Origin of the sequence: Rothia sp. HMSC065C12 (assembly GCF_001812085.1) — a bacterium.
Taxonomy (GTDB): domain Bacteria; phylum Actinomycetota; class Actinomycetes; order Actinomycetales; family Micrococcaceae; genus Rothia; species Rothia mucilaginosa.
On the sequence record NZ_KV807678.1, the window covers coordinates 15,735 to 27,406 of the forward strand.

The 11,672-nt window shown below is 53.7% G+C and carries 9 protein-coding genes; 8 read left to right on the forward strand and 1 reads right to left on the reverse strand.

All coding sequences use genetic code 11. From position 1 onward, the window contains the following. Positions 1-511: 511 nt before the first annotated feature. A complete protein-coding gene (zapE, locus tag HMPREF2836_RS04405) occupies positions 512-1,561 on the forward strand; it encodes a cell division protein ZapE (protein ID WP_070629560.1) in 1,050 nt (349 codons plus the stop codon). Positions 1,562-1,705: 144 nt separating this feature from the next. On the opposite strand, the gene HMPREF2836_RS04410 is transcribed toward zapE, so the two are convergent. Next, positions 1,706-4,822, reverse strand: a complete 3,117-nt coding sequence (locus HMPREF2836_RS04410) for a CRISPR-associated helicase/endonuclease Cas3 (RefSeq protein ID WP_070629561.1) — start codon at positions 4,820-4,822, stop codon at positions 1,706-1,708. A 382-nt stretch (positions 4,823-5,204) separates the two neighbouring features. Between HMPREF2836_RS04410 and casA the strand changes: the two genes are divergently transcribed. The 7 genes from casA (at position 5,205) to cas2e (ending at position 11,488) form a co-directional block, all read left to right on the forward strand. Further along, entirely contained in the window at positions 5,205-6,893 is a 1,689-nt protein-coding gene (gene casA, locus HMPREF2836_RS04415; protein ID WP_070629562.1) for a type I-E CRISPR-associated protein Cse1/CasA, read from the forward strand. Beyond that, positions 6,886-7,494, forward strand: a complete 609-nt coding sequence (casB, locus tag HMPREF2836_RS04420) for a type I-E CRISPR-associated protein Cse2/CasB (RefSeq protein ID WP_070629563.1) — start codon at positions 6,886-6,888, stop codon at positions 7,492-7,494. The genes casA and casB overlap by 8 nt, the downstream gene beginning before the upstream one ends. A gap of 33 nt (positions 7,495-7,527) precedes the next feature. Beyond that, entirely contained in the window at positions 7,528-8,664 is a 1,137-nt protein-coding gene (cas7e, locus tag HMPREF2836_RS04425; RefSeq protein ID WP_070629564.1) for a type I-E CRISPR-associated protein Cas7/Cse4/CasC, read from the forward strand. Then, positions 8,664-9,416, forward strand: a complete 753-nt coding sequence (gene cas5e / locus HMPREF2836_RS04430) for a type I-E CRISPR-associated protein Cas5/CasD (protein ID WP_070629565.1) — start codon at positions 8,664-8,666, stop codon at positions 9,414-9,416. The genes cas7e and cas5e overlap by 1 nt, the downstream gene beginning before the upstream one ends. Then, positions 9,413-10,093, forward strand: a complete 681-nt coding sequence (gene cas6e / locus HMPREF2836_RS04435; protein WP_083309162.1) for a type I-E CRISPR-associated protein Cas6/Cse3/CasE — start codon at positions 9,413-9,415, stop codon at positions 10,091-10,093. The genes cas5e and cas6e overlap by 4 nt, the downstream gene beginning before the upstream one ends. Positions 10,094-10,205: 112 nt before the next feature. Then, positions 10,206-11,150, forward strand: coding sequence for a type I-E CRISPR-associated endonuclease Cas1e (gene cas1e / locus HMPREF2836_RS04440; protein WP_070629566.1), 945 nt, complete (start codon positions 10,206-10,208; stop codon positions 11,148-11,150). Beyond that, positions 11,150-11,488 carry a type I-E CRISPR-associated endoribonuclease Cas2e gene (cas2e, locus tag HMPREF2836_RS09125; protein WP_083309163.1) on the forward strand — a complete coding sequence of 113 codons (339 nt, stop codon included), beginning with the start codon at positions 11,150-11,152 and terminating at the stop codon, positions 11,486-11,488. Before cas1e ends, cas2e begins: the two co-directional genes overlap by 1 nt. Positions 11,489-11,672 lie beyond the last annotated feature (184 nt).

An 11,672-nucleotide genomic window follows, 5' to 3' on the forward strand; every position in this document is an offset into this window, starting at 1 on the left:
CGAACACATCAATGCTTTATGCATCAAATAAGTACCTGCATGCAAAGAATGTACATGTAGCGGTGAGTGTTCCCGGCAAAAGAACTCCCGCAGTAGACCAGGGGAGAGGGCCGTGGACCAAAAGAATGAACAGCAAGCTAGGGGAGTAGCTAGCGGGGCAGAGTAATAGCCGATAGGTTAAGGGAATATTCGATAGGCTATTGCCTCCTCCGCGGGTTTAAAACCCACGGCGAAGACACTAACCTATCGAACGCTGCGCCCACCCCAAGAGCACCCGCCCAAGACAGACCCTGCCCAAAACACACACCACCTCAGTCTCCGCACCCGAACGCCCATGCCCTCGCATTCCCGCCCTCCGTACCCCAGCCCAGCAGCCCCTCCCGCATGTCCCACCCCACCCCCTCCTCATGCCCGTAATGTGGCGGGCAACTCATGCGGCTCACGCGGGGTGTTAGACAGTACTACACTTAAAGCGGAAGTCACATCGCCGTCACTGAAGAAAAGAGTTTTTGTGCCCACCACGACCGTACACTTGACCGATCGCATCCCTCGCGTTTCTGCTGATGAGTTGCTGGCGGGTTTCCGCCCCTCTGAGCGTTTTGGTGAAGTGTCTTTTGATAGCTACATTCCTGATCCGAATCAGCCGTCGCAGGCTGAGGCTGTGCAGAAGCTGAAGGATTTTGGCGACAAGATTAATGGTGGCGGCGCTGGTGCCGGTTTCTTTGGTCGCCTGTTTGGTGGCAAGAAGAAGGATTCGACGAAGGCTGGCCTGTACCTTGACGGCGGTTTTGGTGTGGGTAAGACTCACCTGTTGGCGTCGCTGTGGCATTATGTGGATGGCCCGAAGGCGTTCGGTACTTTTGTGGAGTACACGAACCTGGTGGGTGCGTTGACGTTCCGTAAGACGGTTGAGGCGTTGAGCAGCTACAAGCTGGTGTGCATTGACGAGTTTGAGCTGGACGATCCGGGTGATACTGTGCTCATGTCTCGTCTGATGCGTGAGCTGGCGGATGCTGGCGTGAAGCTTGTGGCGACCTCGAACACGCTGCCTGGTGCGCTGGGTGAGGGCCGTTTCGCGGCTGAGGATTTTAAGCGTGAGATTCAGGTGCTTGCTTCGCAGTTTGAGGTGCACCGTGTGGATGGTGAGGATTTCCGTCACCGTGGCCTGCCTGCCGCACCGGAGCCTGTTGCTGATGATGCGTTTGAAGCGAAGGTTGAGGAAGTGTTCGGCGGCCAGACTGTTGGTGTTGATAACTTCGCTGACCTGGTGGAGCACCTGGCGAAGGTGCACCCGTCGCGTTACCGCCAGCTGATCGATGGCCTGGACGGTATTGCGTGGCGTGATGTTCACCCGATTACTGAGCAGTCGGTGGCGTTGCGTTTTGTGGTGTTGGCTGACCGCCTGTATGACAAGGACTTGCCGATTGTTTCTTCGGGTGTGCCTTTTGACAAGGTATTTACTGAGGAGATGCTGGCTGGTGGTTATCAGAAGAAGTATTTCCGTGCGGTGTCTCGTTTGACTGCGTTGGCTCGTGAGGGCATGCTCGGCGAATCTGAGTAGCCGCCGCCTGACGCTGCGAAACCCCACAGTGTGAACCGCACAGCGTGAACTGCGTAGCGTGAACTGCGCCGAAAAGTTTATATAGTGAAGACCCCCGCCGGATGCTCCACGAGAGGATCCAGCGGGGGTCTTTGTTTGTCTTGGTTAGTCTTCGTTATCAAGCTTGAAGCTCTGCAAGCCTAGCTGGGTGGTGTACACCAGCTCGTAATCGCAGAGCCTGTACGAGTACACGCCTGCTTCGACCTCTTCGAAGGGCAGGATGAGCTGCCCCTCCAGCATGAATGATTTCTGCCAGTTCTCGATGCGTTCCTTTTCCAGCTGGTCGAGTGCATCGTCGAATCGGAGTTTCCCACTCTTGATGCGGTGGTTGGGTGCATCTGAGTATTGGTAGGGGAGTCGAATCGATGAAGCCGCAAGTTGCATGCTCTGCCAGTAAGTCGGCGGGTCATCGGCTGAAGCATCAAAGCGGAGAGAATCAGCCTCGTCTGTGCCGTTGATGGAAGGTAAGAGACGGTAGCTTTTAATCGCGCTCTTGGGATTGCGCGACTGGTTCCGTTCCACAATGATTGCGATAACTTCCAGGGACGCGTCGGTGTCGCGGACCTTTGCCTCGCCGATTTGCTCGTCAGAGAAGCGCCGGTCGTTGGAGTGGAGAAGACTCTTCATGCAGTCCGCCATGGTGTACTGTGTACGCTGAGGTGCACAGAGCAGATAGCCTTCAGCACGAATCTTGGCTTGGTCCTTACCTTTCTTATGCTCCTGCTTGGCACTTTCAAAGACTTCTGCCCAGGCACTAGGAATCTCAGCAGGGGCATTTTCCTGATATGTCTTCTGCACCAGGGGGCTAATGTCAGCAGGAATTCGAATCGGCTCACCGTCGAAGTGGGGGAGTAGCTGCGCGTAGCTGCTGAGTAGGATCATCGGCTCATAGACTGCCTTGGATCCACGTGGGAAGTCGGGTGCCTCATTGTGTGAGCCGAACGTTTCAACTCCTCGCACATAGCACACCGGCTTGCGGTATGCGGGGGTGCGTTCTGAGCTGCTGCGGCTATCGTGACGGTGTAGACGTCCCATACGCTGAAGCACCAGGTCCACCGGCGCGAAGTCGGTAATCATCACATCAAAGTCCAGGTCAAGCGACTGCTCAATGACCTGCGTACCCACCACAATGAGGCGGTGCGGGCGCGAAGAATCCTCCCCGTCAGCTTTGCTGTAGTGTTCCTTCTTGCCGAGCTTTGAGACAAGAAGTTCCTCTTGCTCGGCGCGGTGCGTGGCGGTAAAGCGAGAGTGGGTGAGGACTACGTGCTCTTCACCGAACTGTTTACGCAGAAATTCGTGCATTTCCTGGGCTCGTCCAACGGTGTTGCAGATGACTGCGGCGCATCCGTGGTCATTGGCGAGCGGTTCGAGTACGTTCAGGACGCTTTTGGGGCTGTCGTCAATGAGTTTCAGCTCGATTTCGGTTTGCTCTACGGGCTGTTCAACCTTCCATTTCTTAGGTGTTCCGTTGTCTTCGGCGGTGAGCGTGTGAATGACGGGGTAATCCAGATCGAGGGGAGTAATATTTTGAGAGCTTTCCTGTGGTGCAGATAAGTTAGCGTTTAAATCCAAGAATCGGTTACGTTTTGGGGCAGATGTACTTTTTTTCCTGACTTTCAATCCTTCAGCGTAGTTCTTCATTAGATCATCACGAGTATCTGACGGTAGGGTTGCCGACATGAGAATGACGGGCGCATTCATCTGACCCAGCCAGTAGAGCGCAGCGGAAAGGTACTCGCTCATATACGCATCGTAAGCGTGCACCTCATCAATGATGATGACCTTGGATGCAAGCCCAAGGTATCGGAGCATCACATGCCGTGCTTGCAGAGCGGTCATGAGCACCTGGTCGATGGTGCACACAACGAAGCTGGAGAGAAGCCCCTTCTTGGTGCCGCTGAGCCAGCTGTGCCGTGCTAGAGACGTTCCAGGACGCAGCGTTTTTCGATTGTTTTCTTGCCCGGGGGTAGAGGATTCGTCGAAAATATCTGCCTTGGAGAGCGCCTCGTAGGACTTGTTGAAGCGGTTCTTGGAATGACCCAGGAACATGGAATGGGGTTTTACGGGTTCACCATGTTCTTGTGCCACATGGTTCGTCTGGTATTTCACCCATTCGGTAACACGGTCAAAGAGGGCATTGGAAGTTGCCTGGGTTGGTGCAGCAAAGGCTACACCGGTGCGACCGGTCGCCTGTGCAAGGAACTCGGCAGCGATGAGGCCAGCTTCGGTTTTACCTTGACCCATGGGCGCTTCGATGCACATCATGCCGCCGCTTTGCATGGAGCGTACCGCTTCGACTACGACTTCCTGCATGGGGCGTAGGGTCGGGTTACTCCACCCAAAACGGGATGCGTAGAGGTCAGCAGCTGGGGTTTTGGGATCAGCATCTAGCTTGGCGGTCCAGCGCTGTTCAAGCCCGAGCGCCTGCCAGCCGATGCGTGCTCGCTGTTCCTGCTCGGCTGAGCCGAAGGTGCCCATGGGGAAGAAATCGGGGTTTGAGGCAATCCAGTCTGACATGATGACGAAACCGGTAATGCAGAATTGCACGGAGACGGGGATAGCCTGTCCGTGCCGTGCTAACTGCTGCAATGCCGAGGATGCGCCGAAGCGTTTCAGAGTGATGTTGTAGAGTTCCTGCCAGGTGGCATGCCATTTGGGGGAGAGGCGCTTCAAAATGACGTTGCTTAGATCTGCTGAATTAGAGCGGTAGTCTGCGGGTGTGCCGTGGTGCGCGCCAGAGATGCTTGCGAGAGTTTCAGCAACTTTGCGCGGCATACCCTCAATATTGCTGGTGAACAGGTGAATGAGGATGCTCTGGCTATACTTGCTGTGGGGGCACCGCAAGCTGCTGGCTGGAGTCACAAGGTCTTCGGGGAATTCAAAATCCTGCTGCTCGATACGCTGGCGGTACACGGCGAGGTTTTCGTCGCGCCGTGCATCGAGCTGCCCGGAGAATTCGGGGGTTGCCTTACCCATATCGTGGGTGGCGGCGAGCCAGCATACGAGCGCGCGTGTATCTTCCATGGAAAGGTGGAGGTGCTCGCTGAACTGCTTCTGCAGACCGGGCGCGAGCCACGTATCCCAGAGCCGTGCGGCTACAGAGCCGGCATCGAGCATATGCTGAACGAGGGAGAGACCGAGAGTGGGGGAGTCCTTGTCTCCTGTTTTTGCCCAGAAGGATGCGGTTTCAGGTGTTGAAAGGTGGTTTGGGTCTAATGTCATGCTTTTCCTTAGAAGGTAGAATAATGAGTACTTCGCAGTGCTGTGAAGTTATGTTCCCCGAAGCAGACGGGGATGAGCCGATATGGTTATTGACTGTTAGTGTGTTCCCTGTGTTAGCTGATTGAGCGGGGATTCTGCTCTATTTTTTGTTGATAAGTGATGTTTAAAAATATATGAAATATATGATTAACACTGTCAGTGCTCTTGACTTGGGTCTGCTGGGGCTCTTATAGTGAAACCATCAGGTCTTAGAGGTGGCTAAAGGAGCCTCCTGACAAGGCCAGATTCTGTAGTTCACTTCTATTGTGGACCAGAATCCATTTTTGTGGCTGTTTATTCGTCACGAGGTGGAAAACAAATTTCGAAGATGAAAGGAGTGAGGATGACTAGCTTAGAGGATCCTAAGTTCAACCTAGTAGATGAACCGTGGATTCCGGTACTGCTGGATACTGGCGAGAGTACTGAGTTGTCGCTCCACGATTTCTATGAGCGGCTGTACGACATTCGGAAGATTCAGTCTGACAGCCCCCTAACTGATACTGCCATTCTGGGGATGGTACTTGTTATCTTTGCTCGAGCAATGTTCTGGGGTAGCAGTATTCAGGAATTCGATGACCTTGCTTTATGGGTTCGTCAGATGAAAAAACGGAGCGATGAAAACATCCAAGGTATTCTGGAATACCTGGACACCTTGAACAGCCATAATCGCTTCTGGCTAATTGGTGGCGAACGCCCCTTTATGCAGGTGCGTGATTTGCACACTGCAAAAGGCGATACAAAACCTGTTAGCCGCCTGATTTTGGATTCGGAGAGTGAGTACTTTTCGCAGCGGGCTGAGGCAACCCTCAAATCTCTGAGCTTTGCCGAGGCAGCTAGGTACCTCGTAACCCTTCAGGCCTACGACTACTCGGGTATTAAGCCTGGTGCGGTAGGTGACCCCCGTGTTAAGGGCGGTAAGGGTTATCCTCTGGGTGTTGGCTGGTATGGTGCTACCGGTAAGGTAATTGTGCATGGTGCCAACATGATGGAGACCCTGCTTTACTGCCTTGACTACGAGCAGCTGACCAGTGAGTCGTTTGAACATGATTTGCCGGTTTGGGAACGTCTAGAGCCGGATACGGCTGCACCCCGTGCCTATACGGGAGGATCCGCTGCGGCTTATAAAGATGAGCCGGGTCCTGCGAGTGGTATGTGCGAGATTTTGACTTGGCAGTCACGTCGTATCCGCTTGCATCATGACGGGGAGCGGGTCACTTCAGTGCTGGTCTCCAACGGCGATAAATGGCTTGATCGCAATACCTATACCGACCCTCTGACTGGGTATCGGTATAGCAGTAATCTGTCATCGAAAACTAGGGCAGTGTGGATGCCTCAGCCTCATTCATCGGAACGCACCCTGTGGCGTGGTGCTGAGGCTCTGCTGACTCGGCTCACTCCAGACTCTGAAAAACAGAATAAACCTGCCCCGGTAATTCGCCAATTGGGACTGGGACGCTATTTTGATACAGATTCTGTGGCTAAGGTTCAGCTGGTAGGTGTCGAATACGGCACCCAGAATTCCTTCGTTGAGAATATTATTTCTGATTCTGTGCAGCTTGATCTTTCGTTGCTGACTGAATCTGGTAAAGACGCAGCTCAAATGGTTTGCGAGAATATCAAGGCCACTATGGATATAGCGGTTGCGCTTGGTCAGTTTGCTGGCAATCTCTTGAAAGCTGCTGGCAAGGAATATGAATTCCAGGCTGATGTTACCGAGTCGCTGCTACATCGTATGGAAGATGTCTTCCGTCAATGGATCGTACTCCAACGTTCTTCTGAAAATATTAATTTTCAGAAGAAAGAATGGCAGGACAAAGTGCGTCGTTTTGTTGAGGAAGAAGCGGACTTTTTGACTGTCAACGCTGGCCCGAAGGCGATGATGGGAACTGTGAAGAAAGACTCTTCTAAGAATGAAGTTCTCTATAGTGCTGCTCATGCTAGGCGGCAGTTTGAAGGCCACCTGCGTAAGCATCTTCCGCTTGCTTATAAGGCATCTGTAGTTCACTCACATAAGGAGGAAACTAATGAGTGACAATACTGAGCAGAATGACCTGCAGCAGTTTATCGGTGCAAAGGTTATGCGCCTCTATCGTCAGAAGAATGGAGGTGTATCAAGCGCTATCGCTGAGCTGGCCCGGCTTCGTCGTGGTGCTGGAAAGACTCCGTTGGAGTCTCCCAAACTATGGGGGGATGTCTTGGGTCTGGACAAGGAAGACGAACAGGCTTTCCCGAAGAAATATCGGGGGAAGGGCGACAACCCTACCAATGCAGAGACCGCTGCGTACACTGCTCTAACGCTTTTTGCTCTGCATCAGCAGTCGCAGAAAGAGCTTATGCATAATGCCGATGTCTCTTTCGCAAAGGCTATTGGTCGATTGGTGAGTCAGACTACCCCTTCAGTGAAGAAGCGTTTTGACTCTCTAATGACCGCTCAGACGGAGAAAGCCCGCCAACATTATCTGCGTAGCATCGTTACCCTTCTCCGCTCTGAGGGAATCACGTTCGATTATGGCCGTTTTACAACGGATTACATGTACCTTCTGAATCCTGCGACGCGTCAGAAGGTTCTGTACAGGTGGAACCGTGACTTCTCCTACGGTTTTCTTCCTGCTCGTTCTGAAACCATCAACTAACTAATCGTTCCTATAAGTTTTAAGGACAACATCATGACTACTTTTATTGATATTCACGCCCTGCAGACCTTGCCCCCGTCGAACATCAACCGTGACGACACCGGCAGCCCCAAGTCCGCTTTCTTTGGCGGCATTCAGCGTCAGCGCGTTTCCAGCCAGGCTTGGAAGTCCGTTATCCGCCGTGACTTTGAAGAACACCTTGACCGCTCGAAGCTGGGTGTACGTACCCGACTGGTTGCTGACAAGGTAGTTGCGCGTATCCTGGACCTTGCATCCGAGTTTGACGCTGATGCGGCGGAACAGGCTGTAGTGCAGGCTTTTACTGCTGTAGGAACGTCGAAGAAGCACGTTACGCTTGAGGTACCCGAGGATGAGTCGAAGAGGATTTCAGACCGCGCTGTGTCGAAGGCTGCCCTGTTCTTGAGCAATCAGCAGATCGATAAGCTGGCGCAGGCAATTATCGAAGCTAACGGTGAAAAGATTCCTCCGAAGCAGGTCAAGGAGATTCTTAATACCGAACATGGCATTGAAATTGCGCTTTTTGGTCGTATGCTGGCAGATGCTCCCGACTTCAACGTTGACGCGGCATGCCAGGTAGCCCATGCCCTGAGCGTTCACGGGTCCGAACCCGACTTTGATTACTACACCGCGGTGGATGACGTCGTTCGTTCTTCTGATGACGCTACAGGCGCTAGCATGATTGGCACTGTTGAGATGGCTTCGAGTACTCTCTACCGCTACGCTAACATCAATCTGGATGCGCTGACTGCTAATCTGGGTGAGGCTTCTGCAAGCGTTGAAGCAACCTTGGCATTTGTGCGTGCATTCGTCAGTTCTATGCCCTCCGGTAAGCAGAACTCCTTTGCCGCGCGCACTCTGCCTGAAGCGGTTATCGTAACCGTTCGCAACGACCGCCCCATCTCCTACGTGAATGCCTTCGAGAAGGCTATCACTGAGGTTGAGGGACGCCGTGTGGCTGCTGCCCGTGCGCTCGCATCTGAGGCGAAGAACATTGAAGAAGCGTACGGTTACGAGCCGGTTGCTTCGTATGTTCTGGCTTTGGGTGACCTCAAGGAAGAACTGGCTGGTTTGGGCGAGTCTGTTTCTCTGAAGGGTCTGCTGGAGTCCCTGGAAGCTCAGCTGACTGATCTCACCTCTCAGGAGTCCTAATGCCCACCCTGCTCTTGAAGATGAGCGGGCCGTTGCAGTCATGGGGTACTCAGAGCCGTTTCCGTCGCCGTGATGCCGGACATGAGCCGAGCAAATCTGGCGTGATTGGAATGGTTGCTGCCGCTTTGGGGCGCTCGCGTAACGAGCCGGTTGACGACTTAGTTTCGTTGAGGTTCGCGGTGCGTACGGATGCCTCGGGTACTCTGATTCGTGACTATCAGACCGCTAAGAATTGGGCTAAGGACCCGAATGGTACGGTTTCTCTTTCGACCCGTATGTACCTTTCAGATGCTGTTTTTGTTGTGGCTCTGGAAGGTGAACGTGAACAGCTGGAGACTATCGAATCTGCGCTGAAGAAGCCTGTTTATCCTCTGTATCTTGGACGGCGTGCATGCCCGGCTGGGTATGATCTGGTTTTGGGCGTCCGTAATGAGTCTGCTGAGGAAGCTCTGCGTTCGTTGGAATGGCAGGTTCCTGAGCATCGGCGTAAGGATTTTCCAAGCCCGGTAGCATTGCGCATCTTGCGTGATGCGTTGCCTGGTGAGCGTGGTGATTTGGTACAGGATATTCCGGTTAGTTTCAGCTCGGAGCATCGTCAGTATGCTTCGCGTGAGGTTGTTTCGGTTGATCCTGTTCTCGTTAATGTCAAGGAAGATCAGCGTGCACAGAACGGGGAGGAAGATGCTTCTGCAAAGAACTCTCCTACCCAGGATTCTGAGCCTGATTACATGAAGGCGGTGATAGAAGCGTGACGTATTTTTCTCGTTTCATGATTAATCCGCAGCGTCGTGGCGCGTGGAAGTTGTTGCGTAGCCCGCAGGCGATGCATGCTGCCGTGATGGCGACTTTGCCGCCGGATACGGACTATTCTGAGAGCCGTATTCTGTGGCGTTTGGATGAGTCTCAGCATGCTCCGGTTCTGTACATGTTGAGCCCTGAGAAGCCTGATTTTTTGGCTCTCGTGGAGCAGGCTGGATGGCATAGTCGCCGTGGTGAGAGCGCTCATTATGGTCGTTTGCTGGCGAAGCTGGAGAACGGTCAGGAGTGGGCTTTCCGGCTTGCCGCAAACCCGGTGAAGCGCCATACGAATAAGCAGACGGGTAAGCGTGAGGTGTTCCCGCACGTGACGGCTAAGCAGCAGCGGGCGTGGATTCGTGAGCGTGCTCCGCAGTGGGGATTTGAAGTAATTCCCGCGGTTGAGGGGCAGGATATTGAGGAGTGCCCGATGGTTTCTTCTCGTCAGGACCTTGCGTTTGCCCGCCGTAATGCTGAGGGTAAGGTCGGTAAGGTGACTCACCGTAAGGCTCAGTTTGATGGTGCTCTTCGCATCACTGATGTTGAGCTGTTCCGTAAGTCTCTGCTTTCCGGTATGGGCAGGGGCAAGGCGTACGGCATGGGCCTTCTGACGTTGGCGCCTCTGTCCCGCTAGGTAATGCGGGTGAAGGGCGGGGGACTGTTCTGTGTGATGGTGCCCCGCCCTTTCTTTATTCACTCATATTTTTGTGCCGATGCTGGCACGCTGATGTTCATAGGAGAAGATCATGCAGGGGGCTATTCCTCCGAGCTCGTCTGAGCTGTTTCGTAGTTCTGACCGTTTGAGTTTTGTGTATGTCGAGCATGCGACGATTTCCCGTGCGGATAGTGCGGTGACGTTTGTGAAGGAAGAAGGCGTGGTGCATTGCCCTGCTGCGAGTTTGAGCGCTTTGCTGTTGGGACCGGGCACGCGTATTACTCATCAGGCAATGGCTTTGTTGGGGGAGTGCGGTACTACGGTGGTGTGGGTTGGTGAGCAGGGTGTTCGTTATTATGCGAGCGGTAAGTCTGTGGCGCGTTCTTCGCGTCTGTTGATTGCTCAGGCGAAGCTGGTGTCGAATACGCGGAGCCGTTTGGCTGTGGCGCGCATGATGTATCAGTGGCGTTTTCCTGGTGAGGATACGAGTGAGCTGACGATGCAGCAGTTGCGTGGCAGGGAGGGCGCTAGGGTGCGTTCTGTGTATAGGCAGTGGTCTGAACGGACTGGTGTTCCGTGGGAGCGCCGTGAGTATGATCCGAATAATTTTGGTGATGGGTCACCGATTAATCAGGCGTTGTCGGCTGCTCATGCTGCGTTGTATGGGATTGTTCATGCGGCGATTGTGTCTTTGGGCTGTGCCCCGGGGCTTGGGTTTGTGCATACGGGGAATTCTTGGTCTTTTGTGTATGACATTGCTGATTTGTATAAGGCTGAGATTACGATTCCTGCTGCGTTTGAGATGGTTGCTGGCTATACGGAGGGGACGGATATTGGGTCTGTGACGCGCAGGGCGGTGCGTGACCGTATTCGTTCTGAGAAGGTGATGGAGCGAGTTGTGCGGGATATTCAGCGTTTGTTGGTGCCAGAAGAGCTTCCTGAGGAGATGCTTGAACTGGATGTTGTGGGTTTGTGGAATGAGCAGGGTGAGGCTCAGCGCGGTGGCATGAATTATGGCGATGGAGGGGCGGACTGATGATTGTTATTGTTTTGTCTGCTTGTCCGGTGAGTCTTCGTGGTGATTTGACGAAGTGGCTTTTGGAGATTAATCCTGGGGTGTTTGTGGGGCGTGTAAGCGCTAGGATTCGTGAGAAGTTGTGGGCGCGTGTGTTGGAGTCGGGTGGCACTGGTCGTGCGACTATGGTGTTTCCGGCGGATAATGAGCAACGGCTTGAGTTTCGGGTAAATAATGCGGATTGGGAGCCTGTCGATTTTGAGGGTGTTAAGCTGATTTATCGTCCGGTGGTTCGTAAAGTTGTACCGAAGTCTGGGTGGAGTAAGGCGAGTAGGTATCGCCGTGCTCGTCGGGGTTAGGAGCAATTGTTTATCGTGTATTCTGGACGGAGGCTCTGGCTCCAAAGTAATCCTATTTTGCCGGTATAGGGGATAAAACCCCATGTCAGCAAGTGTGCTCCCCGCACGGGCGGGGATGAGCCCGCGGCGGTGGATGCGCTACCTGTCGAGGTGGCGTGCTCCCCGCACGGGCGGGGATGAGCCC

What these genes read in the sequence shown, in the direction of transcription:
- cas2e (WP_083309163.1), top strand. Translation starts at nt 11,150, where the DNA reads ATGATTGTTATTGTTTTGTCTGCTTGTCCGGTGAGTCTTCGTGGTGAT.
- casA (WP_070629562.1), top strand. Translation starts at nt 5,205, where the DNA reads ATGACTAGCTTAGAGGATCCTAAGTTCAACCTAGTAGATGAACCGTGG.
- HMPREF2836_RS04410 (WP_070629561.1), bottom strand. Translation starts at nt 4,822, where the DNA reads ATGACATTAGACCCAAACCACCTTTCAACACCTGAAACCGCATCCTTC.
- cas7e (WP_070629564.1), top strand. Translation starts at nt 7,528, where the DNA reads ATGACTACTTTTATTGATATTCACGCCCTGCAGACCTTGCCCCCGTCG.
- cas1e (WP_070629566.1), top strand. Translation starts at nt 10,206, where the DNA reads ATGCAGGGGGCTATTCCTCCGAGCTCGTCTGAGCTGTTTCGTAGTTCT.
- cas5e (WP_070629565.1), top strand. Translation starts at nt 8,664, where the DNA reads ATGCCCACCCTGCTCTTGAAGATGAGCGGGCCGTTGCAGTCATGGGGT.
- casB (WP_070629563.1), top strand. Translation starts at nt 6,886, where the DNA reads ATGAGTGACAATACTGAGCAGAATGACCTGCAGCAGTTTATCGGTGCA.